Here is a 26,697-nt window from a genome sequence, read left to right on the forward strand (position 1 = left end):
GGCCCTTCTCCGTGTCGGGTCAGGAACGCGTGCGGCGGCGGACGATCAGCAGCACGGCACCCGCGAGGAGCAGGATGCCGGCGCCCACGGCCACCGGCAGGAGCCAGGACGCGTCACCGCCGGTCGTGGCCAGGTCGCCAGGTCGCACGGAACCTCCGGTGCCGGGGGCCGTCGCCCCGCCGGACGCGGTCACCGTCAGCGGGGTGCGGGCCGTGACCTCGCCCGCGACGGCGACGATCTCGTGCGCTCCCGGCGCGGTGCCCGCGGGGACCGCGCCGGTGAAGCGCAGGGCGCCCTGGGCGTCGGTCGAGGCGGTGCCCAGCACGACCGGATCGCTGTGCAGCTCGATGCGCACCTCCGTCGAAGCGGGGAACCCCGTTCCCGTGACGGTGAGCTCGGCGCCGGCCTTCACGCTCGACGCACTCAGGGCGAGCGACGGCACCGCGGGCGTCGACGTGTCGGGGAAGACCTCGGAGGCGGCGCCGAGGCGCAGGAACACGGTCTCGCCCGTGGCATCCTTCAGCCCGTCGTTGTCGGTGACCCCGTACAGGCGGCCGTCCGCCGCGATCGCGAAGCCCTCGAGCTTCTCCTGGGTCCAGCCGGCCGTCGCCCTCAGCTGGGGCAGCACGTCGATCGCGGTCGTCTTCTCGAGCACGGTCAGAGGCTGCCCGAACGCGCTGGGCGCAGCATCCGCCGGGATGTCGACGCGCGTCACGCGCTTCACCGCGGCCGAGGGGCCGTTGAGCTTGTCCCGCTCGATGATCGCGAACGTGTCGTCGTCGATCGCCGTGATCTCCGACAGCCCCATCCAGTCTCCCTGGACGGTCGTCGCGTCGAGGCGGTAGCCGAACCACTCCCATGCGCCCGTCGCCGGGTCGAGGCGGCCGATGCGGGTGATGTCGGCTCCGTCCACGGTGCCGGCGGCGAGGTTCGATGGGTCGGTCCAGAGCGGACGCTGGATGACGCTCCACACACGGAGGTCGGCGCCCTCGCCGGTCACGCTGACGCCCTCGAAGCCCCACTTGCCGACGTGCGCGGCGACCTCGGCCGGCAGCGGGTGACGCGAGAGCACGGTACCTGCGGCATCCGTGTGGACGATGGTGTTGCCGGCTCCCGCCGCGCCCTCCACGGCCAGCCAGAAGGTGCCGTCCGCGGCGGCGGAGATGCCCTCCACATCCAGAGCGATGGGCGAGCCGCTCTCGGTGACGGCCGTCGAGGCGGTGATGCGGGCAGGAGTCTGCGACACGTCGACGGTGTAGATCGTCGCCGGGGAGACGACGGCGTCGCTCGCGGCGTAGACGAGCGAGGAGTTCGTCGGGTGCCCGGAGAGCGCGCCGAGCGCGGACCATCCGATCGGCGCGCCGCCGACCGCATCGGACAGGATGCTGGGCTGCGCGGGCGCACCGGCGCCGAAGGAGAACAGGCTCACGGAGGCGCGGACGCCGACGCTCGCGTCGTCCGTCTCGCTGGACACGACGAGCAGATCGCGCCCCGGCACCGGGAGGATGCCCTCGGGGCCGTTGGTCGTGAACAGGATCTGATCGAACACGGGGGAGGCCGGGTCGGTCATGTCGTACACGGCGACGAAGTTGGAGCGCTCACTGGCGACGAACACGTACGGCGTGCCGCCGAACTCGGCGAACGCGAGCCCTTCGGGCTCGGCCCCCTTCTTGGCCGCGCGGTCCTCGTTGTGCAGGCCGTACTGCACGGCGATGTTCGCGAAGCTGTTCCCCGCGTCCCACACAGGCAGACCGGTCGCGGTGTCGAACACCGTCCAACCGCGGGTGCCGCCCTTCCAGTCGCCCTCGTTGGCCGTGGCCACCAGACCGTCGCCGACCCACGCGATCGAGTCGGGCTCGCGAGGCGTCGCCGGCAGCGATCCGGTGAGGTCGATGCGGCCGTCCTTCACGGTGTCCACGCCGCTGAGCGCGACCGCGCCCGCCGAGAAGACGGACGTGAGCGTCTTGGTCTCCAGGTCGATCACGGCGATGCCGTTGTTCTCCTGGAGCGTCACCGCGAGCCGGTTGCGATCGTCGATGGTGACGTACTCCGGCTCCGGGTCCTGCGGGGTGTCGATTCCGGATGCCGCGAAGATCGGCAGCGGGCTGCCGTCCTCGGCGAGGAAGCGCACGGGGGTCGTGGTCCAGGCGGCGGGGTCCTCGCCGAGGTCGAGCACCTGGACGAATCCGCCGGGCAGCTGGGGGAGATCCCCCTTCTTGCCGCCGGCGGGCTTGATCTCCTCGTCGCGCTGGTTCTCCATCGCGATCGCCGCGTACGCGCCGTCGTGCGAGATCGCGATGGAGTCGGGCTGGCCGCCCAGATCGATCGAGCGCACGAGGGAGCGGTCGGATGCGCGCAGCACGTCGAGCCGCCCGTGCGGATCGGTGAACTGCCCGCCGGTCTCGTCGATCACGACGAGGATGTAGTCGCCGTAGGAGGCGACCGACGTGGGCTGGTCGTCGGGGTGGCCGAGGTCGGCGAGGGAGACCGTTCCGGTTCCGCGGGGGTTCGACGGGTCGGTCACATCGACGAAGCCGATCCGCTTTCCGAGAGCGTCGGTGTAGACGACGGTGCCGTCGGCGGTGATCGTGGAGATCTCCGCGACGGTGGCGGATGCCGGGTCCACCCCCGCAGGAGCGTTGAGGTACACGGGGTAGGTCGCGGCGCGGGAGAAGACGTCGGCGGTGCGGGGGGCCGCGGAGGCCGGGACGGCGGCGACGGTGATCGTGCCGGCCAGAAGGCAGGTCGCGAGCACCGCGGCGGAGAGGGGACGAGAGGGCATGGCACACTCCGGGTCGGCGAGTACGGGGGTACTCGACAGAGTGTGGGCGTCAGGCATCCGGCAGATGCCGGGGGAGTTGCCCCGCCGTGGCCGGGAGGTGAACGGCGGGTGACGCGCAGCGGATGCTAGCCGCTGAGTCCCATCTGGAGCACGATGGTGGTGCTCTTGCGCTGCGGCTCGGTCGGGCTGTAGGAGACGACCTTGGTGTTCTTGTTGTCGAGCAGGTCCCACGCGCCATCCGGGATCATGGTGTCGCTGGTGTAGCTCCACTTGAACCCGGCGTTGGTGAGGGCCTCCTTCGCCTTGTCCCGCGTCATCCCCTTCACATCGGGGACGTCGAACAGCTCGGGCCCCTTCGAGACGATGAGCTGGATGGTGTCGCCCGGTCGCCAGGATCCCGCCTCGGCGCGGTCGGCGTACCCGATCACCTTGTCCTTGGCGACGTCCTCGCTGAACACGGTCTGGCTCTCCGGGTTGACCACGAGACCCTTGTCGGTCAGCGTCTTGGTCGCCTGGTTGACGTTCATGCCGCTGACGTCGGGGACAGGGCCCACCGACACCTGGATGGTCGCCGTGTCCTTCTCGTGCACCGTGCAGCCCTGGTCGCAGCCGAAGGCGTCGCCGCCGCCACGAGGGGTGATGCGCACGTTGAGGACCATGCCGTCGTCGAGGTCGTCGAAGTACTTCTCGTCGTCGGTGATGTCGAGGTTCGCCGCGTCGAGCTGACCGCGGACGGTCTCGACGTCCACTCCGGCGACGGGGGCGAGATCGTGCGGTGCGGGTCCGGTGGAGACGATCACCGTGACCGTCACGCCTCTGTCGAGACGCTGGCCCTCTCCGGGGTCCGTCTTGATGACCTCTCCTGCGGGGATGTCGACGGAGAACTCGTCCTTCTGCACCGGCACGAATCCCTCGGCCGTCAGCGTATCCGCGGCGTCCTGGTACGACATCCCGGCCACACCGGGCACGGCCACGAGCGAACCGGGGCCCGATCCGAACCACCAGCCGACGCCGCCGGCGACCGCGGCCAGCAGCAGCACGAGCGTGAGCAGGAAGGCGCCGCGGGCACGTCGCTTGGACGACCGGCGACGCAGCAGCGTCGCGTTGTCGACCGTCTGCGGCACGGGAGCCGTGGGGTCGGCGATGGGCAGCGTTCCCGGCATGACCTTGGTGAGATCGCCGGAGTCGGCGTGCGCGCGCTGTGGCGCGGTGGCGGAGGCGACAGCGGGGGCGATGCCGAGAGAACGCTCGATCTCGCGCAGGCGCTCCAGCATCTGGCCCGCGTCGTCCGGACGGTCGTCTGGGGACTTCTCGGTGGCCCAGAGCACGAGCTCGTCGAGCTGCTCTGGCACGCCGGGGTTGCGCGCGCTCGGCCTCGGCACCGATTCCGTCGCGTGCTGGAAGGCGATCTGCATGGGCTGCTCGCCCTTGTAGGGCTGCTCGCCGACCAGCATCTCGTAGAGCATGATGCCGAGCGCGTAGATGTCGCTGCGGGCATCGGCGGTGCCGCGTGTGACGAGCTCGGGGGCGAGGTAGGCGATCGTGCCGAGCAGCTGCTGACCGGTCGCGGTGTTCGCCGTGGTGGCACGTGCGAGGCCGAAGTCGCCGATCTTGATGCGGCCGTCCTCGGCCAGCAGCACGTTCTCGGGCTTCACGTCGCGGTGCACGATGCCGGCGCGGTGAGCGGCGGAGAGCCCGGAGAGCACCGCATCCATGATCGTGATCGTCTGCGAGATCGTGAGGCGCTTCTGCTCGCGGAGGAGCTCGCGCAGGGTGATGCCCGGCAGGTACTCCATCACCAGATAGGCGAGCTCGCCGTCCTGGCCCTGGTCGAAGACGTTGACGACGTGCGGGTCGGCCAGACGCGCCGCCGAACGGGCCTCCTGGATGAACCGGCTCTGGAAGGCCGAGTCGTCGCTGAGGTGCGCGTGCATGACCTTGAGGGCGATGCGCCGCTCGAGGCGAAGGTCGGTGGCGACGTACACCGTCGCCATGCCGCCTCGCGCGATCCGGGCCCTGACCCGGTACCGACCGTCGACGAGCCGCCCGATGAGGGGGTCGGCCTGCTGATTGGTCGTCACGTCAAGATTCTATGGAAGACAGGCTGAAAGCCTGCGGAACGGCTCGCCCCTGAGGGCTGCGGGTTTGCCGGGAGGTTCACCCGAGGTGGGCGAGCCACTGGTATGCCTGGGACTCCCACTGGCCGTAACGCAGGGGATACGCGGAGATCTGCACCGCCTGGGCGGCGTCTGTGAACGCCATGCCGTCCCATCCGGGGATGTCGAGCAGACCTCGGGAGTTCTGCCCGTTGGGGTCGCTCTGCCCGCCGTAGAAGACGCGGGTGCTGCGGTCGGCATCCATGATCTGCTCCGCGGCGCCCCACCCGGTGCTCGGGCGCTGCTGGAAGAGTCCGAGCGAGTCGCGGTCTCCGTAGGAGAGGTTGCGCATGCCCGACTCGACCATCGCGGTGGCCAGTGCGATCGCGACGCCGCGATCGGAGACCCCGAGCTGGCGGCCGATGCGGACGATGAGCGCCGCGTTCGCCGTCTGCTCCGCGTCGAGGCTCGCGCTGAGCTGCTCGGTGCCGGATGCCGCTGCGGCAGGGGGAGCGGAGACGGTGATGCTCTGCCCCGGATAGATGATCGATCCCGGGCCCAGGCCGTTCCACGCGTACAGGTTCGCGGTCGAGGTGCCGTACTTCTGGGCGATCGCGGAGAGCGTGTCGCCCGCGACCACCGTGTAGGCCTGCCCGCCCGTCGGCGCCGGTGCGGCGACGACAGCGGGAGCCGCTGCAGGGGCCGAGGCTCCGGTGACAGCAAGGGTCTGGCCCGGGTAGATCACGGATGCCCTGGTGAGACCGTTGGCAGCGAGCACGGCGTCGACCGTGGTGCCGTACTTCTGCGCGATGCCGTAGACGGTGTCCCCGGCGACGACCAGGTGGCTCTGCCCGACCGCAGCCGACGGCGCGGGAGAGGCGGGCGCTGCGGCGCCCGTGAGGGTGAGCGTCTGGCCGGGGTAGATCACCGAGCGCCAGGTGAGGCCGTTCCATGCGAGCACATCGGTGGTGCGCAGACCGTGCTGCTGCGCGATGGCGGACACCGTGTCGCCAGGCTGCACGACGTAGCTCGTCGGCGAAGCCGTGGCGGGCACGATCCGAAGGCCGGAGAGATGGAGACGCTCGATCTGCGTCGATGACGCGTCGGCGGATGCCGGGGCTGCGGCGATCGTTCCGGCGAGGGTGCCGAGCACGGCAGCGGGCACCCCCAGCTGCAGGTAGCGCATGCGTCGCGCTGCGGAGTTCGGTCTCACGGGTCCCCCTTGTTCGACGTCTGCCCACGCTGACACGTAAGTAAACAGAAGTCAACAATAGTGACTCAAGTGAAAGATGTGACGGGTGTGACGATATGCGCCGCGCGCGCAGAGGTGAGATAGTGGGCAACGTGTCTGAGAACGTCGCTGCATCCACCGAGTCCGCCTGGCTGACCATGCCCGATCTCGTCGAGGTGCTCGATGTGCCGCTCGGCCGCGTGCGCCGCCTGATCGACGAGCACTACCTGATCGGCTCCAAGCGCAGCGGCGTCTTCGCCGTTCCCACGGAGTTCATCGTGGACGGCCACCCGCTCCCGTCGCTGCGCGGCACCATCATCGCGCTGCAGGACGCCGGGTTCAGCGACGACGAGGTCATCGACTGGCTCCGCGGCGAAGAGGAGACGCTCGGCCGCTCGCCGATCGCCGCGCTGCTCGCCGGGCACAAGAGCGAGGTGCGGCGCATCGCGCGCGCGCTCGCATGATCAGGCCGATCGCGTCGTCGCCGCCCTGGCGAGGTCGCGCAGGCCGCTGACGGCGGCGTTGTCGAGCCGAGCGCCCGAGAGCGCACGGTCGGCATCCTTCGCATAGGCGTCGATCATCTCCTCGACGCGGGCGAGGGCGCCGGAGCCGTCGATCGTCGCCTGCAGGAAGGACACCTGCTGCGCGTCGAGATCCGGATCCCCGAGCATCTCGTCGAACAGATTCCTGGCGGAGGCGTCGAGGGTCTGCCTCGTCAGTGCGACGAGGACGGTGCGCTTGCCCTCACGGAGATCGTCTCCGGCCGGCTTGCCGGTGACCGCCGTGTCGCCGAAGACGCCGAGGACGTCGTCCCGCAGCTGGAACGCCATCCCCACCGGATGTCCGAACCTGCGCAGCGCCCGCAGCTGCTCCTCGTCCGCGCCCGCGAGGGACGCGCCCAGCACGAGCGGCTGCTCGATGCTGTAGCGGGCCGACTTCAGGGAGACGACGCGCAGTGCGCGCTCGACGTGGGAGTCGGCGGCGTTCACGCTCCATGCCGACTCCTCCGCGATGTCCAGGAATTGGCCGACCGTGACATCGCGGCGCATCCGTGCGTACTCCCGTCGCACGCGAGCGGCGTGCGGATGCGTCTCCAGCGCGTCCTCCAGCAGATCGTCGCTCCACGCGACGAGGAGGTCTCCGAGCAGGATGGCTGCCGAGCGTCCGAACGCAGCGGCGTCTCCGGTCCAGCCCGAGCTCTCGTGAGCACCCTCGAGGGCGCGATGCGCGGCCGGCCGGCCCCGTCGCGTGTCGGAGTTGTCGATCAGGTCGTCGTGGACCAGCGCGGCCGACTGGAAGATCTCCAGTGCGGCGCAGACGTCCCAGAGAGAAGAGGTCTCGGCGGCGTCGCGGTCGCGGAACCGTGCTACGGCGCTCCAGCCCGAATGGCAGAACCGGGCGCGCAGCCTCTTGCCTCCGACGAGGGTGTCCGCGGCCGCGTGGAGCATCGCGGCCGCGTCGGGACCGTACTCGACGGACTCGACGCGCATCCTCTCGATGAAGAGATCGAGGCGTTCGGCGACGGCGTCGGGGACGGGAGTGGGTGACGGCACGACTCCCAGCATACGTAAAGGGAATCCGGGCACGAACGGCTACCCCGAGGCGCCGAGGCGCGCGTAGAATGGTCGGAAGAAACCCGAGGGGGACGAAATGCCACTCTCCGAACAGGAGCAGCGTCTGCTCGATGAGATGGAACGCCATCTCCTCCACAACGACGCGGATGTCGTGAGCGCGCCTACCGGCGACCGCACTCTGAGCTATCGCAATCTCGTCTACGGAGCCCTGCTGCTCCTGGCAGGCGTGGGCGGTCTGATCGTCGGCGTCATCCTCGGTGACGTCTGGGGGATCGTGGTCGGCGTCGTCGCCTTCGCCGCGATGCTCGGCGGTGTGATGCTCGCCGTCACCCCGGTTCGACGCCCCGTCTCCGCCGTTCCCCGCGAGCGCGCGAAGAAGCAGCAGCAGAACTCGGCCTCCTTCATGGATCGCATGAACGATCGATGGGATCGCCGCCAAGACGGTCACTGACCGCAAGAACTTCTCAAGGCCCGGATGCTCAGCATCCGGGCCTTTTTCGTGTCCGGTGTGGCGCTGGAGGGGGCTGGAGCCGTCCTCCACGGGCTTCCACCCGTCCTCCACTGGCACTCCACTCTCCTCCACCGCGTCTTTCCGCGGAAACTTGGGGTGCCCTGACCGGACGATGCTGGTATTTCACCGAATTGTCGTAGGAAAGTGGAGGGAAGTGGAGTAAAGTGGGGCGCACCTCGAGTTGGCCGGACGGAGAGGGGGTGATGGCCGATGCTGCTGGGTACGCACTCACCGAAGCTGGACGACAAAGGGCGGGTCATCCTGCCCGCGAAGTTCCGCGAGGACCTGGGCGGCGGCATCGTCGTCACCCGTGGTCAGGAGCGCTGCCTCTACGTCTTCAGCACGGCCGAGTTCGAGTCCATGCACGAGCGGATCCGTCAGGCGCCGCTCGCCAACAAGCAGGCGCGCGACTTCATGCGCCTGTTCCTCTCCGGTGCAAGTGCGGAGATGCCCGACAGCCAGAACCGCATCACCATCCCTGCTCACCTGCGTCAGTACGCCGGGCTTCAGAAGGAGCTCATCGTCACCGGTGTCGGCGCACACGCCGAGATCTGGGACGCCGAGAGCTGGAACACCTACCTCGCCGCCGGCGAGGAGACCTACTCCGAGCTGGAGCAGGAGGTGATTCCGGGACTCTTCTGACCACGGCTGTGATGCCCCGCCGCTCCCGCCCCGACACACTTCCCCGGTGCCGGGTCGAGCAGCGGAGGGGGATCAGAGCCGAAGGTCACCCCGAGAAAGATCATGAACCTCCGAGACATACACACCCCCGTCCTGCTCGAGCGCTGCATCGAGCTGCTCGCTCCCGCCCTCCAGGCGGACGGAGCGGTGCTCGTCGACGCCACCCTCGGGATGGGCGGGCACTCCGAGGCTCTGCTCGAGCGGTTCCCGAACATCCGCCTCGTGGGTCTCGACCGCGACACCGACGCCCTCCGCATCGCGGGGGAGCGGCTCGCCCGATTCAAGGACCGCATCACCCTCGTGCACACGGTCTACGACGAGATCGGCCTGCACGCGCAGGGCGCCGCGGGCATCCTGTTCGACCTCGGCGTCTCCTCCCTGCAACTCGACGAGGCCGAGCGCGGCTTCGCGTACTCGAAGGATGCGCCGCTGGACATGCGCATGGATCAGACGAAGGGCATCACCGCCGCCGAGGTCATCGCGACCTACAACGAGGGAAACCTCCGTCGCATCTTCGAGCGATACGGCGAGGAGAAACTGGCCGGCCGCTACGCGCGCTTCATCATCGATGCGCGGCAGAAGCAGCCGATCGCCCGATCGGGAGAGCTGGTCGAGATCCTCATCGCCGCGACACCGGCGGCCGCTCAGCGCGCGGGGCACCCCGCAAAGCGGGTGTTCCAGGCGCTGCGGATCGAGGTGAACGCCGAGCTCAACGTGCTCGCCGACGCCATCCCTTCCGCGATGGACGCGCTCGCGGTCGGCGGGCGGATCGTGGTCATGTCCTATCAGTCCCTCGAAGACCGCCTGGTCAAGCAGGCGTTCGCGGCGGGCGCGGCATCCACCGCTCCGAAGGGGCTGCCGGTCGAGCTTCCCGAGCACGCACCGAAGTTCCGCATCATCACGCGGGGAGCAGAGCTCGCCGACGACGAGGAGCGCGCGCGCAATCCGCGTGCGATCCCGGTACGGCTGCGCGCAGCCGAGAAGGTGCGGGAGAGCGCATGAGTCTGAACGCCGTCGTCCGCACGCCCAAGGTCGCCCCCGAGGCGCCGTCTCGGGCGCCCCGTGCGCGTCTCGAGCCGGTCACCGCGCCGCGGGCTCGACGCAAGCCGAAACTCGCCTACGCGCTCGTCGCGCTCGGGGGAGCGATGGCGATCGGCGCCGCGCAGATCGGGCTCTCGCTCGCGATCACCCAGGACTCCTTCACGCTGGCCTCCCTGTCGTCGCAGCAGGGGGATCTGAACCTGCGCACGCAGGCGCTGCAGGAGGAGCTCACCGGAGTGAGCTCCCCGCAGGCGCTGGCGACGGGCGCCTCCGCTCTCGGCATGGTCGTGGCGGGCGCTCCTTCGTACCTGCGGCTCAGCGACGGCGCCGTGATCGGTGCGGGCACCGGCGCGGGATGGGCCTCGACGGTCGATCCGAACGGAGCGGGAGCGGTGAGCAACTCCCTGTTGCAGGCGCCGACGAACGACGCGACCGACGGCCCCGTGACCGAGGACGCGACGACGCCCACAGAGCAGCTGCCGCCGGCGATCACCGACGGCCTTCCCAGCCCCACGACCCACTGACACCCACGACCACCATCTGACGGAGAGAGTCCATGACGACACGAGCCACCCGGAGTCCCCGGCGACGCACCGTCGTCGCACTCGCCGTCATCCTGTCGATCCTCTGCGTGTTCATCGTGCGCCTGGTCGACATCCAGGTCGTGAGCGCCGACGAGCACGTCAACCAGTCGCTGAAGTATCTCGGCGAGGGAGACTCCATCCCCGGGCAGCGCGGGGACATCGTGGACGCCGACGGCACGGTGCTCGCCGAGAGCGTCACGGTCTACGACTACGTCATGGACCCGAAGGCGATGAAGACGGTGGAGGACAACGAGAAGAACCCGCCGAAGCTCCCGTGGGCCGAGGCCTCCACGAAGATCGCCGAGATCATGGGCCTGAACGCCGACGAGCTGCGCGCAGGCGTCGCCGCCGCTCAGGCGGAGAACCCCGACACGCAGTGGTACCAGCTCGCCAAGAGCATGAACGCCGAACAGCACACGCAGCTGCGCGCACTCAAGTTGCCGTACCTCCACTTCGAGAAGCGCGAGAAGCGGGTGTACCCGAACGGCGCTGTCGCGGGCAACCTGCTCGGCTACCTCGACGGCTCCGGCACGGCTCAGGCCGGCGTCGAGAAGATGGAGGGACAGTGCCTCGCTCCCAGCAATGGTGAGAAGAGCTACCGCAAGGGCATGGACGGCGTCGTGATCCCCGGCAGCGAGCGCACGGTGGATGCGGTGAACGGCGGCACAGTGCAGCTCACGATCAACAGCGATCTGCAGTGGTACATGACGCAGATGATCGCGGAAGAGGCGCAGGCTCAGGGAGCACAGGGCGGCACCGTCACCGTCGTCGACGTCAAGACCGGCAAGATCCGCGTCGCCGCCGAGTGGCCGACGATGGACCCCAACGACCTCGATGCGTCCGCGCCGAGCACCTGGGGCAGCAAGCTCTTCACCTACCCCTTCGAGCCCGGTTCGACGTTCAAGGCGGTCACGGCTGCGGCGATCATGGAGAACGCCGGCGTGACGCCGACCAGCCCCACCGTCACCGCCTCCTCGAAGGAGAAGTTCGAGAACGGAGCCGTCATCAACGACGCCTTCGTGCACCCGACCTACAACTACACGCTCGCAGGGGCTCTGATCGACTCCTCGAACGTCGCGCTGTCGAAGTTCGGCACCATGGTCAGCCCCGACGTGCGCTACGACTACCTGCAGCGCTTCGGCGTCGGCACACCGACCGTCGGATTCCCGGCCGAGTCCGGCGGCGAACTGCACCCCACCAGCGAATGGGACAACCAGTCGCTGTACACCACGACCTTCGGCCAGCACTTCACCGTCACCGCTCCGCAGATCGCCGGCGCATACCAGGCCATCGCGAACGGCGGAGAGAAGATCGACCTCTCGCTCATCGAGTCGTGCACCGACGCCGCCGGCACCGTGCACGAGGCGGCTGCACCGAAGAAGGAGCAGATCATCAAGCCGGAGACGGCTGCGGAGCTCACGCGCATGCTGGAGAACGTCGCGGTGCAGGGTGGCAACGCCGAGCGGATCAAGGTTCCCGGCTACCGGGTGACCAGCAAGACCGGCACCGCGCAGATCCCCGACGGCAACGGAGGCTACAAGTCGGGCGTCTACTACACCAGCATGGTGGGCTTCGCGCCGGTCGACGATCCGCAGTACGTCGTGATCGTCACTCTCGACCAGCCGACTAGAGTTACATCGTCCGCTGCGACGGCATCCGCCTTCCAGAAGGCGATGACGCAGGTGATGAAGACCTACCGCGTGATGCCCTCGACCGTCCCCATGGACGCCCTTCTTCCCAAGTTCGAATAGCCGGCACCCCCATGCCGCGCCTGGAGATGTCATGATCGCCCTGTCGCTCGCTGAGATCGCCGCCATCCTCGGCGGTGAGCTGCGCCTCATCGGAACCGATACGGCGGAGACCGTCCTGGACGGTGTCGTCGACACCGACTCCCGCACGATGTCCGCGGGGTCGATCTTCGTCGCCAAGCCCGGCGCCGAGACCGACGGCCACCGCTTCGTCGGCGCGGCTGTGACCGCGGGCGCCCGCCTCGCCATCGTCGAGCATCCCGTGGACGAGCCGGTCTCGCAGATCGTCGTGGCCGACGCCGTCGCAGCCCTCGCCGATCTCGCCCGTGAGGTCGTCTCGCGCGTGCGCGCGCGGGGAGATCTCAAGATCGTCGGCATCACCGGATCCAACGGCAAGACCACGACGAAGAACTTCCTCGCGCGCATCGTCTCGGACGAGGGCGAGACGGTCGCCCCGATCAACTCGTACAACAACGAGGTCGGAGCGCCGGTGACGATGCTGCGCGTCACGGAGAGCACCCGGTACCTGGTCAGCGAGTTCGGGGCCGCCGCTCCCGGCAGCATCGCGCGTCTCGCGGGACTCGTCGAGCCCGACGTCGCCGTCGTCCTCATGGTCGGCATGGCGCATGCGGGCGGCTTCGGAGGCATCGAGGAGACCGCCAAGGCCAAATCGGAGCTGGTCGCCGCGGCGACGCCGAACGGGGTCGCCGTGCTCAACCTCGACGACCCGCGCGTCGCAGCGATGCGCGAGCTCGCCGAGTCCCGAGGCATGAGCGTCATCGGCTTCGGCCAGACCGCTGCGGCAGACGTGCGGGCCCACGACCTCGTCGTGTCGGCATCCGGAACCTCCTGCATCATCGAGGCGGACGGACAGCGGATGCCGCTGCACCTGCGCGTGCTCGGAGCCCATCACATCAACAACGCCCTCGCCGCGATCGCGGCAGCCGGAGCGCTCGGCATCCCGGCCGCCGATGCGATCGCCCGCCTGGAGACGCTCGACATCGCCGAGCGCTGGCGCATGCAGCCGATGGGCAACGACAGCATCCGCATCATCAACGACGCCTACAACGCGAGCCCCGACTCGATGGCGGCCGCCCTGAGGACCCTCGCGCAGATCACCGGACCGGGGGAGCGCACGGTCGCTGTCCTCGGCGCGATGAGCGAGCTCGGCGAGACCGCGGGCGAGGAGCACGACCGCATCGGCCTGCTCGCGGTGCGACTCAACATCCAGCGCATCGTCGTGGTCGGGCCCGAGGCGCGTCGACTGTATCTCTCCGCCGTCGGCGAGGGGTCATGGGACAGCGAGGCCGTGCACCTGCCGGATCAGGATGCGGCATTCGAGTATCTGCGCACCGAGCTGCGCGACGGGGACAGGGTCCTCGTGAAGTCATCAAACTCCGTAGGCCTCAGGCATCTCGGCGATCGTCTGGGAGAATTGTTCTCGTGAGGTCTCTCATCATCGCGGCGGCGATCTCGCTCGCCTTCACCCTGTTCCTGACCCCCGTCTTCCTGAGACTCTTCCGGAAGTGGGGATGGGGGCAGGTCATCCGCACCCCCGAGGCGGTCGAGAACCCCAGCCACGAGGCCAAGCGCGGCACCCCGACGATGGGCGGCGTGATCTTCATCGTCGGCACCATGGTCGGCTACTTCGCTGGTGTCTTCGCCGGCGGGCGGGTCCCCGCGCTCTCGTCGATCCTGGTGATCTGGCTCATGGTCGGCTTCGGGGTCGTGGGGTTCATCGACGACTACATGAAGGTCCGCAGCCAGCGCAGCCTCGGCCTGTCGGGCTGGCGCAAGGTGATCGGCCAGCTGCTCGTCATCGTGCCCTTCGGCATCGTCGCGCTCAACTTCCCGAACCACGCTGGGCAGACTCCGGCGTCCGGGGCCGTCTCGCTGTTCCGCGACATCCCGTGGCTCAACTTCTTCGCGTTCGCCGCTGTCATCGGCTGGGCGCTCTACCTCGTCTGGATCTCGGTGATCGGCGTCGCCACGTCGAACAGCGTGAACCTCACCGACGGGCTCGACGGCCTCGCGGCCGGCGCCGGCATCATCGTCGTCGGCGCCTACGGCCTCATCTCCTTCCGACAGTTCCAGCAGTCCTGCGTCGGCGAGTCGATCGAGAAGGCCGCCCTCGGAGGCTGCTACGAGGTGCGCGATCCGCTGGATCTCGCGATCGTCGCCGCCGCGTTCGCCGCCGGCCTCATCGGCTTCCTGTGGTGGAACGCCCCCAAGGCCAAGGTGTTCATGGGCGACGTCGGCTCGATGGCGATCGGCGGCGTGATCACCGCGATGGCGATCCTCACCCGCACCGAGCTGCTCCTGTTCGTGATCGCCGGCGTCTTCGTGCTCTCCTCCGGCTCGGTCATCCTGCAGCGCACCTACTTCAAGATCACGCGTGGCAAGAGGCTCTTCCTCATGAGCCCCTTCCACCACCATCTCGAGATGCGCGGCTGGTCCGAGGTCACGATCGTCGTGCGGATGTGGATCATCGCCGGACTCCTCGCGGTGACGGCGGTGGGCCTGTTCTACGTGGAGTGGCTGACGCGTGTCAGCTGAACGCCTCTCGACCCTGACGAGCTGGCACTCCGACTGGTCCGGTCTGCGGGTCGCCGTGCTCGGACTGTCGATGACGGGCTTCTCCGTCGCTGACACCCTCGGCGAGCTGGGCGCCGACGTCCTCGTCCTCAGCGAGTCCGCCGAGGAGGAGTACGCGCGACTGCTCCCGGTGATCGGCGTGCGCCTCGAGCTGGGCTCCCTCTCCGAGGTGCCCGAGGCGCTCGAGAGCTTTGACGCCGACGTCGTGATCGCCTCGCCGGGGTTCTCTCCGTCGCATCCGGTGATCCGCTGGGCGCAGGAGTCGGGGATCGCGATCTGGGGTGACATCGAACTCGCCTGGCGCGTGCGCGACAAGGTGACCCGTGCGGATGGCACTCCGGCGGAGTGGGTCCTCATCACGGGCACGAACGGCAAGACCACGACGACGCAGCTCACGGCATCCCTCCTCGTCGAGGGCGGGCTGCGAGCCGCGCCGTGCGGCAACATCGGAGTGCCCGTGCTCGACGCCGTGCGCGACCCCGCCGGGTTCGACGTGCTCGTCGTGGAGCTCTCCAGTCACCAGCTCTGGTACATCGGCCAGTCGAGCGCGGAGGGCCAGCTGTACCCGTACGCATCGGTGTGCCTGAACCTCGCCGACGACCATCTCGTCTGGCACGGCAGCGCCGACGCCTATCGCGAGGCGAAGGCGTACGTGTACCGCAACACCAGGGTCGCGTGCGTCTACAACAAGGCGGATGAGGCGACGAGGCGGATGGTCGAGGACGCCGATGTGATCGAGGGGGCGCGAGCGATCGGCTTCGACCTCGGCACCCCCGGCCCCAGCGACCTCGGCGTCGTGGAGGGACTGCTCGTCGACAGGGCCTTCCTCGACGATCGCGCGCGCAGCGCCCTCGAGCTCACGACCCTGCGAGATCTCGACGACGTCGGCCTCGCCGCGCCGCACATCGTGCAGAACATCCTCGCCGCGAGCGCGCTCGCTCGGTCCCTCGGCGCGGAGCCCGAGGCGATCCACTCCGCGCTGCAGAAGTTCCGTCTGGACGCCCATCGCATCCAGGTGATCGCGCGGCACGCGGGCATCACGTGGGTCGACGACTCCAAGGCCACGAACCCGCACGCCGCGGCGTCGTCCCTGCGCGCCTACCCCGGCGCTGTCTGGGTGGTCGGCGGCGATCTCAAGGGCGTCGACATCGCTGAACTGGTCGCCGACGTGGGCGGCACCGCCCGTGCGGCCGTGGTGATCGGCGTCGAGCGCGAGGCCGTCGTCGCGGCATTCCGGCGACACGCGCCGACAGTGCCGGTGTTCGAGGTGGATGCTGGCGAGACTGGACAGGTCATGAACCGCGTCGTGGAGATCGCTGCGGGGATCGTCGACGAGGGCACTGTACTGCTGGCCCCCGCCGCGGCATCCTTCGATCAGTTCTCCAGTTACGCGGATCGCGGCCACCGCTTCGCCGAAGCGGTGCGGGAATGGATCGACCGGGGGAGCACCGATGACGCAGGTGGCTCGCACACCTCGCTCTGATCCCGCGCGCTCCGAGTCGCGCGGTCTCGCCGCCAGGGTCTCGCTCGGTCGCCGGTTCACTCCGGTGTCGACCGAGTTCATGATGATCGCGTCGACGGCTCTGCTGCTCACGATCTTCGGCCTGGTGATGGTGCTGTCGGCGACGAGCGCCGTCGCCGTGTCCAAGGGCGAGAACCCCATGGACGGCGCGCTCCGCCAGGGCATCTTCGCAGTGCTCGGCATCCCGCTGATGTTCGTCATCTCACGGTTCCCGATCGACTTCATCAAGAAGATGGCGTGGCCCGCCCTGTTCGGCGCCATCGCACTTCAGTTGTTGGTCTTCACCCCACTCGGCAAGGCCGACGGCGGCAACAGGAACTGGATTCTCGTCGGAGGTTTCACCCTCCAGCCCTCGGAGTTCCTCAAGCTCGCTCTCGCTCTCTGGATCGCCTACGTGCTGCTGCGCAAGCGGACCATGCTCGGCACCTGGCATCAGGTGTTCATCCCGGTCGTTCCGGTCGGGGCGCTGGCGATCGGCACGGTCCTCGCAGGCAAAGACCTCGGCACGGCGATGGTGCTCGTGCTCATCCTCCTCGGCTGTCTGTTCTTCTCCGGGGTGAAGCTGCGGCTGTTCATCATCCCGGTGCTGCTCGGCGTGCTCTCGGTGGTCCTCCTCGCGGTGACCAGCACCGACCGGATGCGCCGCATCACCGCGGTCTGCTCCGACATGAACAACTACACCGGCGACTGCTACCAGTCGATCCACGGCATGTGGGGAATGGCATCCGGGGGGATCTTCGGCGTCGGACTCGGCAACTCCCAGGAGAAGTACGGCTGGTTGCCGGCCGCCGGAAACGACTTCATCTTCGCGATCGTCGGCGAGGAGCTCGGGCTCATCGGATGCCTCGTGGTGCTCGCCCTGTTCGCCACCTTCGCTGTCGGCGTGTTCCACATCATCCGCAAGACGCAGGATCCGTTCATCCGGGTCGCCGCCGGCGGAATCACGGTGTGGATCGTCGGCCAGGCGATCTTCAACATCGGCGTCGTGATCGGGCTCTTCCCGGTCATGGGCGTGCCGCTGCCCTTCATGTCGCAGGGCGGTACGGCGCTGCTCGCCGTGCTCATCGCGTGCGGCGTGCTGCTGGCCTTCGCACGCACGATCCCCGCAGCCGAGCGGGGTAAAGTCACACGGTGACCACGTACCTTCTCGCCGGCGGGGGCACCGCCGGCCACGTCAATCCCCTGCTCGCCGTCGCCGATGGGCTGCGCGAGCGGGACGCCGACGCATCCGTCCTGGTGCTGGGCACGGCCGAAGGCCTCGAGGCCCGTCTCGTCCCCGCCCGCGGCTATGAGCTGCTGATCGTCGCCAAGGTGCCGTTCCCACGTCGCCCGAACGGGCAGGCCCTCGCGTTCCCCGGACGCTTCCGCCGTGCGATCGCACAGGTGCGGGAGCACATCCGGACGCACAGCGTCGACGTCGTGGTGGGCTTCGGCGGCTACGCCTCGGCTCCGGCCTACGTGGCGGCGCGCCGAGAAGGCGTTCCCTTCGTCGTGCACGAGGCCAACGCGAAGCCCGGACTCGCGAACGTGCTCGGCGCACGCCGTGCCGCCGCGACGGGAGTCGCCTTCGACGGCACCCCGCTGCGGGGGAGCGAAGTGGTGGGCATGCCGCTGCGCCGCGAGGTCATCGAGCTCGATCGCGCCGCTCGCCGCGCCGAGGCCGCCGAGTACTTCGGCCTCGACGAATCCCGCCCCGTGCTCCTCGTCTTCGGCGGATCGCTCGGGGCGCAGCGTCTCAACGAGGCGCTGGCGGGCTCGTGGGGCGACATCCTCGCGTCCGGGTGGCAGCTGCTGCACGTCACGGGGGAGCGCAGCGACCTGGCGGACCCCGGAGTGCCCGGATACGCGCTGCGGCGCTACGTCGACCGGATGGACCTCGCGTTCGCCCTGGCCGATCTGATCGTCTCCCGCTCCGGAGCCGCGACCGTGAGCGAGGTGAGCGCCCTCGGCATCCCCGCGCTCTATGTGCCGTACTCGGTGGGCAACGGGGAGCAGCGCCTCAACGCCGCCTCCGCTGTGGCCGCAGGCGCCGCTGAGCTGCTGGACGACCCGACCTTCGACGCCGACGCTGTGCGCCGCATCGTCGTGCCGCTCCTCGGCGACTCCGGGCGGATCGCGCGCATGGCCGCGGCCGCCGAGCGCGTCGGAACCCGCAGCGGCACTGACAACGTCATCGCCCTCATCGACCGCGCGCTCGACGCCTCGAACTAAACTGAGACGGACATGATCAGACCCGACCTCTCCCTCCCGATCCCCGCGAACATCACCTCCGCGCATTTCATCGGCATCGGCGGTTCCGGTATGAGCGGCCTCGCCCGGATGTTCCTCGACGCCGGCATCCGCGTCTCCGGTTCCGACCGTGCGGACAGCGACAACCTGCGCGCCCTCGCCGCGGCAGGGGCCACCGTGCACGTCGGACACGACGCCGCCCACCTGGGCGACGCCGACACCGTGGTGCACACCGGAGCGATCTGGCCGGAGAACCCGGAGTTCCTCCTCGCCAAGGAGCGCGGGCTGCACGTCATCCACCGTTCGCAGGCCCTGCACTGGCTCATCGGCTCGCGTCGACTGGTCTCGGTCGCGGGAGCCCACGGCAAGACCACCTCGACCGGCATGATCGTGACGGCGCTGCAGGCACTGGGCGCCGACCCCAACTTCGTCAACGGCGGCGTGATCGAGCAGCTCGGCCTCTCCAGCGCCACCGGAGCGGACGACCTCTTCGTCATCGAGGCCGACGAGTCCGACGGCACCTTCCTGCTGTACGACACCGCGGTGGCTCTCATCACGAACGTCGACCCCGATCACCTCGACCACTACGGCTCCGACGAGGCCTTCCACGACGCCTTCGTGCGGTTCGCCGATGCCGCGTCCGAGGCCGTCGTGATCTCCAGCGACGACGCGGGCGCTCTGCGCGTGGGTGCGGGACTCTCGCACCGCAACGTCATCACGTTCGGGCAGGCCGACGACGCCGACGTGCGCGTCTCCGACGTCGTCGCCGCGGGGCCGGTCGCCGCGACGATCACGCGCGGTGACGACAGCGTCCGGCTGCAGCTCGCGGTCCCGGGGCTGCACAATGCGATCAACGCCGCGGGCGCCATCGCGGTGCTGGGCGCACTCGGCTACGGCCTCGAGGAGTCCGCCCGTGCCGTCGAGGGCTTCGCCGGCACGGTTCGCCGCCTCGAGAAGCACGGCGTCGAACGGGGCGTGTCCGTCTACGACGATTACTCGCACCACCCGACCGAGGTGCGCGCAGCGCTTGAGGCGATGCGTTCCATCGCCGACGGCGGACGTGTCATCGCGATCCAGCAGCCGCACACGTACTCGCGCACGCAGCACATGTTCCGCGAGTTCGCCGAGGTCCTCGAGCACTACGCCGACCACACCGTCATGCTCGACGTGTACGGCGCGCGCGAAGACCCGGTGCCCGGCGTGACGGGCGAGCTCGTCAGCGACGCCTTCCAGGATCAGGGCAACGTGCACTACGTCGCCGACTGGCAGCAGGCGGCCGACTACACGGCGAGCGTCGCACGCGACGGCGACTTCGTGGTCACTCTCGGATGCGGCAACGTGTACCAGATCATCCCGCAGGTCCTCGAGTCTCTGCGCGCGTCGTCAGAGGACTGAGCCGATGCGTCGCCCCGCTCCGCTCCCGGCCGTGCGGGAGAACCCGGACGAGAAGGAGACTCCGCTGCGGCCGGTCTCCCGCATCCGGGGGCGCGCAGAGGCGGATGCCGTATCCGAAGACCTGAACGATATCGACGAGGCGAGCTCGGGGCTGGAGCCCGAGGTGCAGCCGACATCGGCGCGCGACGTCTGGCGCGCTGCTCGCGCTCGTCGCAAGGCGCTCCGCGCCGAGATCCGCCGCTTCACCCAGCGCTCCCGGCGCCGCAGGATCATCTGGCTCAGCGTGATCGGCGCCGTGCTTCTGCTCATCGGCGGCAGCGTCGCTGCGGCGTACAGCCCCCTGTTCGCGGTCCAGCGGATCACGGTCGTCGGTGCGACGACGCTGGACCCGGCTGCCGTCGAGGCCGCGCTCGCGGACCAGATCGGCACGCCGCTGGCGCTGGTCAGCACGAGCGAGGTCAAGGCCGCTCTCCTCGCGTTCCCCCTCATCGAGACGTATGCGCTCGAGGCGAAGCCGCCGAACGATCTGACGGTCCGGATCGTCGAGCGCACGCCGATCGGCGTCATCCGCTCCGACGCCGGGTACACCCTCGTCGATGCGGCAGGGGTCGCCCTCGCGACGACGACGGATCAGCCCCCGGGGCAGCCGCTGCTCGACATCGACGGCGGCATCGACTCCCGCGCGTTCGAGAGCACGGGGCTCGTCATCCGGTCCCTCCCCGCCGACGTCCGGGCTGCACTGACGGGGGTTCGTGCGAGCACGGCGGACGACGTGACCCTCACGCTGAACAGCGGGCTCACGGTCATCTGGGGGAGCTCCGACGAGTCGGCGCTGAAGGGCCTGACACTCGCAGCCGCGATGGCCGCGAACCCCGGCGCCGCATCGATCGACGTCACCTCGCCGCACGTCGCCGTCATCGGCTGACCGCGCTGCGGTCGCGTGATCGGCGAATCGGCACGCCAAACAGACGACACGCCCGTGTCGCTGCGGGCGCGCGCGTATGCGGCGCTTACCTTCGAACAAGAGAAACCAATACCGGGAAATACTTTACACCTCTAGTTGAGGTTTAAGGTTCAACCCTCGGTATTCGTCAGAAATCCAGGCTCGAATACTTCGGAGGCCGGCCATGAGCCAGAACCAGAACTACCTCGCCGTGATCAAGGTCGTCGGCGTCGGCGGTGGCGGCGTCAACGCCGTGAATCGCATGATCGATCTCGGCCTGCGCGGTGTCGAGTTCATCGCAGTCAACACCGACGCCCAGGCGCTGCTCATGAGCGACGCCGACGTCAAGCTCGACGTGGGCCGCGAGCTCACGCGCGGCCTCGGCGCCGGCGCCGACCCCGAGGTGGGTCGACGTGCGGCGGAGGACCACGCCGAGGAGATCGAGCAGGCGCTCACCGGCGCCGACATGGTCTTCGTCACCGCGGGCGAGGGCGGCGGAACCGGCACCGGCGGCGCACCCGTCGTCGCGCGCATCGCCAAGTCGATCGGCGCACTGACCATCGGTGTCGTGACCAAGCCGTTCTCCTTCGAGGGGCGTCGTCGGCAGAGCCAGGCCGAGGCCGGCGTCGCGAAGCTCAAGGAAGAGGTCGACACCCTCATCGTCGTCCCGAACGACCGACTGCTGGAGATCAGCGACCGCGGCATCTCGATGATCGAGGCCTTCGCGACGGCAGACCAGGTGCTCCTCGCCGGTGTGCAGGGCATCACGGACCTCATCACGACTCCCGGTCTGATCAACCTCGACTTCGCCGACGTGAAGTCGGTCATGCAGGGCGCGGGCTCCGCGCTCATGGGCATCGGCTCCGCCCGCGGCGCCGATCGTGCGATCAAGGCCGCCGAGCTCGCGGTCGAGTCGCCGCTGCTCGAAGCGTCGATCGAGGGCGCGCACGGTGTGCTCCTCTCGATCCAGGGCGGTTCGAACCTCGGCATCTTCGAGATCCACGACGCGGCCGACCTCGTCAAGGAAGCCGCTCACCCCGAGGCGAACATCATCTTCGGAACGGTCATCGACGACACCCTCGGCGACGAGGTGCGCGTGACCGTGATCGCGGCGGGCTTCGACGGCGGAGAGCCGTCGCTGCGCCTCGACCCGATGGTCGTGTCCCGCCCGGCGACGACGACGCTGCCGGAGGTCGCCCTCACCGAGGAGCCCGAGAGCGCATCGTCCGAGAAGGTCGACGCCGAGCCGGTGCAGCGCTTCACCACGACGAGCATCGAGCCCGCCATCGTCGACGACGACATCGACATCCCCGAATTCCTGAAGTGACCGACCTGGGAGCGCGGCTGTCGGCGATCGACGAGCAGATCGCCGACGCCGCGCGCCTGGCCGGAAGGGGCGCGGACGAGATCACCCGCATCGTCGTCACGAAGTTCCACCCGGCATCCCTCGTTCGCGAACTCCACGGCCTCGGCGTTCGCGAGGTGGGGGAGAACCGGCAGCAGGAGCTCAGCGCGAAGAGCGTGGAGCTGTCCGAGCTTGACGACCTGCGCTGGCACTTCATCGGGCAGGCGCAGACCAACAAGGCGTCGGCGATCCGGCGCAGTGCTCAGGTCGTGCACTCCATCGATCGCGATCGGCTGGCGGATGCGCTGCACCGAGCGGCCGAGGACGACACTGTGCTCGATGTCCTGGTGCAGGTGAACCTCACCGACGACGTCGGACGCGGAGGCGTCGCTCCCGACGCCGCTGCCGCTCTTGCCGAGCACGTGATGACCCTCCCCTCCCTTCGTCTGCGCGGGGTCATGGCGGTCGCACCGCTCGACGAGGAACCGGCATCCGCCTTCGCACGTCTGCGCGGCGTCGCCGACGGCATCCGCGCACTCGACCCATCCGCCACCTGGATCTCCGCCGGCATGACCGGCGACTTCGTCGAGGCGATACAGGCGGGCGCGACACACCTGCGGATCGGCTCCGCAATCACCGGACCCCGGCCAGACCGGGGTTAACCTGTCACAAGACCAACCCGAATCGTTCGAACCGGAGGACACAATGGGTAACCCGCTGAAGAAGACCATGGTGTATCTCGGCCTCGCCGACGAGGAAGAGGTCTACGAAGAAGAGACGCAGGCACCGGCCCGCTCCCACCGGGAGCGCGAGCGCGCGAGCGAAGAGCCGACCCCGGCTCCCATCACGCCGCTGCGCCGCCCGGTCGCCGTGCGTCAGCCCGCAGGAGGGGCAGTGAACGAGATCCTCACCGTGCACCCGAAGCAGTACCGCGACGCTCAGCTCATCGCTGAGAGCTTCCGCGAGGGTGTGCCGGTCATCATCAACCTCTCGCAGATGAGCGACGCCGACGCGCGGCGTCTCATCGACTTCGCCAGCGGGCTCTCGCTCGGCCTCTACGGCCGTATCGAGCGGGTCACCTCGAAGGTGTTCCTGCTGTCTCCGGAGAACATCGCGATCTCCGGTCACGGGGGAATCGCGCACGCAGACGCCGAGTCTGCGGGCTTCGATCAGTCGTAGCCCGTGGAGCTGGTCTCCGTCGTCGCCAGCATCGTCCACCTGGCGTTGCTGCTGTACCTTCTGGTTCTCTTCGCGCGCCTGATTCTCGACTACATCCCGATGTTCAACAGGGAATGGCGTCCCAAGGGCGCCGGCCTCGTCGCCGCCGAGTTCGCCTACACGCTGACGGACCCGCCGATCCGGTTCTTCCGGCGGTTCATCCCTCCGCTGCGCATCGGCTCGATCTCCTTGGACTTCGGCTTCTCGCTGACGATCCTCGTCGTGCTGATCCTCATGAACATCGTGCGGATCTTCATCTGAGAGATTCCCGACTTTCGTCGCGCCCTGGTGTTGCGGCGTCGCGGCTGACAGGAGCGAGGACTATGCTTGGCTCCCAGGTGCGCGCCCCGGGTTCGCGCCACATCACGACCGCGCCATTCACAACTGGCAACCGAAATCATCGAAGGAGCCACCATGGCACTCACCCCGGATGACGTCGTCACCAAGCAGTTCCAGCACGTCCGCTTCAAGGACGGCTTCGACCCGGACGAGGTGGACGACTTCCTCGACGAGATCGTCATCGAGTGGCGCAAGGCCATCGAGGAGAACACCGAGCTGAAGGCGAAGCTCGCCGCCTACGAGTCCGGCGCAGCGCCCGCAGAGGCCGCGCCTGTCGCCGAGGCTCCCGCCCCCGCTCCCGTCGCAGAGGTGCCCGCTCCGGTCGCCGCAGAGCCCGCTCCGTCCGGCTCCGCCACGGCTACCGCCGGCATCATCGAGCTCGCGCAGCGTCTGCACGACGAGCACGTCGCCGAGGGTGAGGCGAAGCGCAACCAGCTCATCGCCGACGCCGAGAACGAGGTCAACCGCATCCGCACCGAGGCTGAGGCGAAGCAGCGCGAAGAGACCGCTCGTCTCGAGCGCGAGCGCAACACGCTCGAGGCCCGCATCACCGAGCTCCGCAACTTCGAGCGCGATTACCGTTCGCAGCTGCGCGGCTACATCGAGGGTCAGCTCCGCGACCTCGACGAGAAGTCGGCGTCGACGGACTCCACGCCGGTCTCCGCGATCGGTCTGTAAGGCGCCCTCTTGTCAGGACGCCGTCCCCTTCGTCGGTCGGCGGCCGGTGCGATCGTTGCGATTCTCGCAGCGGTCGTGCTGGCCGCCGATCAGTTTGTGAAGCACCTCACCATCGAGAACCTCCCCAAAGAGGAGGCCGTACCGGTCCTGGGTGACTTCCTGCAGCTCTTCTACATCCGCAACTCCGGCGCCGCGTTCTCGCTCGGCTCCGAGGTCACGTGGATCTTCACGATCGCGCTCACCGTGGTCGCGGGCGTGATCGTCTGGAAGGCCTTCGGCCTGCGTTCGCGCCTGTGGGCCGTCGTGCTCGGCGCGCTGCTCGGCGGCGTGCTCGGAAACCTCACCGATCGCCTGTTCCGCGAGCCCGGCTTCGGCGTCGGGCACGTCGTCGACATGATCTCCATGCCGTGGATGCTCCCGGCGATCTTCAACGTCGCGGACATCTTCATCGTCACCGGCATGATCTCCGTCGCCCTGCTGGTCGTGTTCGGACTGCGCTTCGACGGCACGCGTGAGCGGGATCACGTCGTCGTCGAGACCGACGAGGAGGCCGAGGCGGTCGCGATCGCCGAGCGTCGTGCAGAGGGCCAGGATCGCGTCGACGGAGAACCCGGCGACGACGCGCCCTCCGAGAGCCGCTGACCGTGGAATCGCGGTCCCTCCCGGTCCCGGACGGGCTCGACGGCGTACGCGTCGATGCGGCTCTCGCGAAGATGCTCGGGTTCTCCCGAACCTTCGCCGCCGACGTCGCGGCCGCGGGCGGTGTGCGGCTCGACGGCGCGCTTCTCGACAAGTCCGATCGCCTTCGCGCTGGCGGCTGGCTGGACGTCGAGTGGCAGCCGAAGGAGGAGCCGCGGATCGTGCCGATCGCCGTTCCTGAGCTCGGCATCGTGTACGACGACGATGACATCGTCGTCGTCGACAAGCCCACCGGCGTCGCGGCGCACCCTTCTCTGGGCTGGGAGGGACCGACCGTCGTCGGCGCACTGGCCGCGGCCGGCTTCCGCGTGGCGACGACGGGCGCCCCCGAGCGTCAGGGCGTCGTCCATCGGCTCGACGTCGGCACCAGCGGCCTCATGGTCGTCGCGAAGACGGAGTCCGCGTACACCGCCCTGAAGCGGGCCTTCAAGGAGCGTACGGTCGAGAAGATCTACCACGCGGTCGTGCAGGGGCACCCCGACCCGCTGGTCGGGACGATCGACGCCCCGATCGGACGGCATCCGAACCATTCGTGGAAGTTCGCCGTCACGCCGGACGGCAAGTCGTCGGTGACCCACTACGAGACCCTCGAGGCGTTCCCCGGCGCCTCTCTGCTCGAGATCCATCTCGAGACGGGGCGCACGCACCAGATCCGCGTGCACATGGCCGCTCTGCGGCATCCGTGCGTGGGCGACCCGCTCTACGGCGCCGATCCGACTCTCTCCGCGCGGCTGGGACTCACCCGCCAGTGGCTGCACGCCCACCAGCTGGGGTTCGCCCATCCCGCGACGGGGGAGTGGGTGCAGTTCGAGTCGCCGTACCCCGCGGACTTCCGGCACGCGCTCGCTGTGCTGCGCGGCGAAGTCGGCGTCTAGAAGCGGGCTCTCCCTGCGGCGTCCACGACGCCGTCCAGTGTCTGCTCCAGGAACTCGACGACCGCGTCGTCATCGGCGCGGCGATCGACGATGAGCTCGAGCAGGGTCTCCTCGGTGAACGACACCCACGCGCGCAGCGCCACCCGGAGCGCCGCGGAGTCGGGTATGCCGAGTTCGGTGAAGGCCTCGAGGAGGCGCAGGGCGTTCAGCTCGCGCGACTCGTCGACGATCGCGCGCACGGCGGAGTCGCCGCTGGCGACGCCCCGGACGAGCGAGGAGAACGTCCCGCTGTGCTCGCGGACGAATCCGGCGATGCGCAGGAGCGTGTCGTGGATGCGCTCGCGCGGCGGCAGGTCAGGGCGGGGCTCGCTGGCAAGGAGGAGGCTGTCGCGCGCGGTGGTCACGATCGCGCGTTCCACGCCCTGCCTGCTGTCGAAGTAGTGGAAGATCAGTGCCTTGGACACTCCCGCGCGGGCGGCGAGCTCCTCGATCGTCAGCTCCTCCAGCGGGTGCTCGGCGAGAAAGCCCACTCCGATGGCGATGAGCTGCGCGCGGCGCTGATCGGGGCTGAGGCGAGATCGCTGCTCGGAGGACATGCGAGAAGCCTAGCC

At 69.1% G+C, this 26,697-nt stretch carries 25 protein-coding genes; 20 read left to right on the top strand and 5 right to left on the bottom strand.

Annotated elements, in window-relative coordinates; genetic code table 11:
* Positions 1-19: 19 nt before the first annotated feature.
* The 3 genes from LC438_RS07585 to LC438_RS07595 form a co-directional block, all read right to left on the bottom strand.
* On the bottom strand, positions 20-2,782 hold the full coding sequence (locus LC438_RS07585) for an esterase-like activity of phytase family protein (RefSeq protein ID WP_223586251.1): 2,763 nt from the start codon (positions 2,780-2,782) through the stop codon (positions 20-22).
* 125 nt (positions 2,783-2,907) lie between these two features.
* Complete coding sequence (gene pknB, locus LC438_RS07590) at positions 2,908-4,863, bottom strand: Stk1 family PASTA domain-containing Ser/Thr kinase (RefSeq protein ID WP_223586252.1); 1,956 nt, start codon at positions 4,861-4,863, stop codon at positions 2,908-2,910.
* Positions 4,864-4,939: 76 nt separating this feature from the next.
* The gene (locus LC438_RS07595) at positions 4,940-6,091 is read right to left on the bottom strand and encodes a LysM peptidoglycan-binding domain-containing protein (protein WP_223586253.1); all 1,152 of its coding nucleotides are present in this window, start codon (positions 6,089-6,091) and stop codon (positions 4,940-4,942) included.
* A gap of 122 nt (positions 6,092-6,213) precedes the next feature.
* Between LC438_RS07595 and LC438_RS07600 the strand changes: the two genes are divergently transcribed.
* On the top strand, positions 6,214-6,573 hold the full coding sequence (locus tag LC438_RS07600; RefSeq protein WP_374197872.1) for an Rv2175c family DNA-binding protein: 360 nt from the start codon (positions 6,214-6,216) through the stop codon (positions 6,571-6,573).
* Here the strand turns inward: LC438_RS07600 and LC438_RS07605 are convergent, their stop codons facing one another.
* A complete protein-coding gene (locus LC438_RS07605; RefSeq protein ID WP_105676480.1) occupies positions 6,574-7,674 on the bottom strand; it encodes a polyprenyl synthetase family protein in 1,101 nt (366 codons plus the stop codon).
* A gap of 85 nt (positions 7,675-7,759) precedes the next feature.
* Between LC438_RS07605 and LC438_RS07610 the strand changes: the two genes are divergently transcribed.
* The 19 genes from LC438_RS07610 (at position 7,760) to LC438_RS07700 (ending at position 26,086) form a co-directional block, all read left to right on the top strand.
* On the top strand, positions 7,760-8,134 hold the full coding sequence (locus LC438_RS07610; protein ID WP_105676479.1) for a DUF3040 domain-containing protein: 375 nt from the start codon (positions 7,760-7,762) through the stop codon (positions 8,132-8,134).
* A gap of 270 nt (positions 8,135-8,404) precedes the next feature.
* Complete coding sequence (gene mraZ, locus LC438_RS07615) at positions 8,405-8,836, top strand: division/cell wall cluster transcriptional repressor MraZ (protein ID WP_105676477.1); 432 nt, start codon at positions 8,405-8,407, stop codon at positions 8,834-8,836.
* A 102-nt stretch (positions 8,837-8,938) separates the two neighbouring features.
* Positions 8,939-9,877 (top strand): 16S rRNA (cytosine(1402)-N(4))-methyltransferase RsmH, encoded by a 939-nt coding sequence (rsmH, locus tag LC438_RS07620; RefSeq protein WP_105676476.1) that lies wholly within the window; start codon positions 8,939-8,941, stop codon positions 9,875-9,877.
* Positions 9,874-10,440, top strand: a complete 567-nt coding sequence (locus LC438_RS07625) for a hypothetical protein (RefSeq protein WP_105676475.1) — start codon at positions 9,874-9,876, stop codon at positions 10,438-10,440. Before rsmH ends, LC438_RS07625 begins: the two co-directional genes overlap by 4 nt.
* A 32-nt stretch (positions 10,441-10,472) precedes the next feature.
* Positions 10,473-12,251: a penicillin-binding protein 2 gene (locus tag LC438_RS07630; protein ID WP_105676473.1), complete on the top strand. Its 1,779-nt coding sequence runs from the start codon at positions 10,473-10,475 to the stop codon at positions 12,249-12,251.
* Between the two features lie 31 nt (positions 12,252-12,282).
* Positions 12,283-13,695, top strand: coding sequence for a UDP-N-acetylmuramoyl-tripeptide--D-alanyl-D-alanine ligase (gene murF, locus LC438_RS07635; protein ID WP_223586254.1), 1,413 nt, complete (start codon positions 12,283-12,285; stop codon positions 13,693-13,695).
* Positions 13,692-14,804, top strand: coding sequence for a phospho-N-acetylmuramoyl-pentapeptide-transferase (gene mraY, locus LC438_RS07640; protein WP_105676471.1), 1,113 nt, complete (start codon positions 13,692-13,694; stop codon positions 14,802-14,804). Before murF ends, mraY begins: the two co-directional genes overlap by 4 nt.
* On the top strand, positions 14,794-16,326 hold the full coding sequence (gene murD, locus LC438_RS07645) for a UDP-N-acetylmuramoyl-L-alanine--D-glutamate ligase (protein WP_223586255.1): 1,533 nt from the start codon (positions 14,794-14,796) through the stop codon (positions 16,324-16,326). The genes mraY and murD overlap by 11 nt, the downstream gene beginning before the upstream one ends.
* Positions 16,295-17,500: a putative lipid II flippase FtsW gene (ftsW, locus tag LC438_RS07650; RefSeq protein ID WP_105676468.1), complete on the top strand. Its 1,206-nt coding sequence runs from the start codon at positions 16,295-16,297 to the stop codon at positions 17,498-17,500. Before murD ends, ftsW begins: the two co-directional genes overlap by 32 nt.
* Positions 17,497-18,576, top strand: a complete 1,080-nt coding sequence (locus LC438_RS07655; RefSeq protein ID WP_105676467.1) for a glycosyltransferase — start codon at positions 17,497-17,499, stop codon at positions 18,574-18,576. The genes ftsW and LC438_RS07655 overlap by 4 nt, the downstream gene beginning before the upstream one ends.
* A gap of 12 nt (positions 18,577-18,588) precedes the next feature.
* Complete coding sequence (gene murC / locus LC438_RS07660; RefSeq protein WP_223586256.1) at positions 18,589-19,989, top strand: UDP-N-acetylmuramate--L-alanine ligase; 1,401 nt, start codon at positions 18,589-18,591, stop codon at positions 19,987-19,989.
* Positions 19,990-19,993: 4 nt separating this feature from the next.
* Positions 19,994-20,914, top strand: coding sequence for an FtsQ-type POTRA domain-containing protein (locus tag LC438_RS07665; protein ID WP_223586257.1), 921 nt, complete (start codon positions 19,994-19,996; stop codon positions 20,912-20,914).
* 202 nt (positions 20,915-21,116) lie between these two features.
* The gene (ftsZ, locus tag LC438_RS07670) at positions 21,117-22,259 is read left to right on the top strand and encodes a cell division protein FtsZ (protein ID WP_105676463.1); all 1,143 of its coding nucleotides are present in this window, start codon (positions 21,117-21,119) and stop codon (positions 22,257-22,259) included.
* Positions 22,256-22,939 (top strand): YggS family pyridoxal phosphate-dependent enzyme, encoded by a 684-nt coding sequence (locus LC438_RS07675; RefSeq protein ID WP_223586258.1) that lies wholly within the window; start codon positions 22,256-22,258, stop codon positions 22,937-22,939. Before ftsZ ends, LC438_RS07675 begins: the two co-directional genes overlap by 4 nt.
* Positions 22,940-22,982: 43 nt before the next feature.
* On the top strand, positions 22,983-23,456 hold the full coding sequence (locus LC438_RS07680; protein ID WP_105676460.1) for a cell division protein SepF: 474 nt from the start codon (positions 22,983-22,985) through the stop codon (positions 23,454-23,456).
* Positions 23,457-23,459: 3 nt separating this feature from the next.
* Entirely contained in the window at positions 23,460-23,756 is a 297-nt protein-coding gene (locus LC438_RS07685) for a YggT family protein (protein ID WP_105676459.1), read from the top strand.
* Between the two features lie 153 nt (positions 23,757-23,909).
* Positions 23,910-24,512 carry a DivIVA domain-containing protein gene (locus LC438_RS07690; protein ID WP_105676458.1) on the top strand — a complete coding sequence of 201 codons (603 nt, stop codon included), beginning with the start codon at positions 23,910-23,912 and terminating at the stop codon, positions 24,510-24,512.
* Between the two features lie 96 nt (positions 24,513-24,608).
* On the top strand, positions 24,609-25,154 hold the full coding sequence (locus tag LC438_RS07695) for a signal peptidase II (protein ID WP_374197873.1): 546 nt from the start codon (positions 24,609-24,611) through the stop codon (positions 25,152-25,154).
* 2 nt (positions 25,155-25,156) lie between these two features.
* A complete protein-coding gene (locus LC438_RS07700) occupies positions 25,157-26,086 on the top strand; it encodes an RluA family pseudouridine synthase (RefSeq protein WP_105676455.1) in 930 nt (309 codons plus the stop codon).
* Here LC438_RS07700 and LC438_RS07705 read toward each other — a convergent pair.
* Entirely contained in the window at positions 26,083-26,682 is a 600-nt protein-coding gene (locus LC438_RS07705; RefSeq protein WP_105676453.1) for a TetR/AcrR family transcriptional regulator, read from the bottom strand. The genes LC438_RS07700 and LC438_RS07705 overlap by 4 nt on opposite strands.
* Between the last annotated feature and the right edge of the window lie 15 nt (positions 26,683-26,697).

Origin of the sequence: Microbacterium sp. OVT16B (assembly GCF_019969705.1) — a bacterium.
In the GTDB taxonomy this organism is placed as follows: domain Bacteria; phylum Actinomycetota; class Actinomycetes; order Actinomycetales; family Microbacteriaceae; genus Microbacterium; species Microbacterium natoriense.

What these genes read in the sequence shown, in the direction of transcription:
- LC438_RS07585 (WP_223586251.1), bottom strand. Translation starts at nt 2,782, where the DNA reads ATGCCCTCTCGTCCCCTCTCCGCCGCGGTGCTCGCGACCTGCCTTCTG.
- LC438_RS07605 (WP_105676480.1), bottom strand. Translation starts at nt 7,674, where the DNA reads ATGCTGGGAGTCGTGCCGTCACCCACTCCCGTCCCCGACGCCGTCGCC.
- LC438_RS07610 (WP_105676479.1), top strand. Translation starts at nt 7,760, where the DNA reads ATGCCACTCTCCGAACAGGAGCAGCGTCTGCTCGATGAGATGGAACGC.
- mraZ (WP_105676477.1), top strand. Translation starts at nt 8,405, where the DNA reads ATGCTGCTGGGTACGCACTCACCGAAGCTGGACGACAAAGGGCGGGTC.
- rsmH (WP_105676476.1), top strand. Translation starts at nt 8,939, where the DNA reads ATGAACCTCCGAGACATACACACCCCCGTCCTGCTCGAGCGCTGCATC.
- LC438_RS07625 (WP_105676475.1), top strand. Translation starts at nt 9,874, where the DNA reads ATGAGTCTGAACGCCGTCGTCCGCACGCCCAAGGTCGCCCCCGAGGCG.
- LC438_RS07630 (WP_105676473.1), top strand. Translation starts at nt 10,473, where the DNA reads ATGACGACACGAGCCACCCGGAGTCCCCGGCGACGCACCGTCGTCGCA.
- murF (WP_223586254.1), top strand. Translation starts at nt 12,283, where the DNA reads ATGATCGCCCTGTCGCTCGCTGAGATCGCCGCCATCCTCGGCGGTGAG.
- ftsW (WP_105676468.1), top strand. Translation starts at nt 16,295, where the DNA reads ATGACGCAGGTGGCTCGCACACCTCGCTCTGATCCCGCGCGCTCCGAG.
- murC (WP_223586256.1), top strand. Translation starts at nt 18,589, where the DNA reads ATGATCAGACCCGACCTCTCCCTCCCGATCCCCGCGAACATCACCTCC.
- LC438_RS07665 (WP_223586257.1), top strand. Translation starts at nt 19,994, where the DNA reads ATGCGTCGCCCCGCTCCGCTCCCGGCCGTGCGGGAGAACCCGGACGAG.
- ftsZ (WP_105676463.1), top strand. Translation starts at nt 21,117, where the DNA reads ATGAGCCAGAACCAGAACTACCTCGCCGTGATCAAGGTCGTCGGCGTC.
- LC438_RS07680 (WP_105676460.1), top strand. Translation starts at nt 22,983, where the DNA reads ATGGGTAACCCGCTGAAGAAGACCATGGTGTATCTCGGCCTCGCCGAC.
- LC438_RS07690 (WP_105676458.1), top strand. Translation starts at nt 23,910, where the DNA reads ATGGCACTCACCCCGGATGACGTCGTCACCAAGCAGTTCCAGCACGTC.
- LC438_RS07705 (WP_105676453.1), bottom strand. Translation starts at nt 26,682, where the DNA reads ATGTCCTCCGAGCAGCGATCTCGCCTCAGCCCCGATCAGCGCCGCGCG.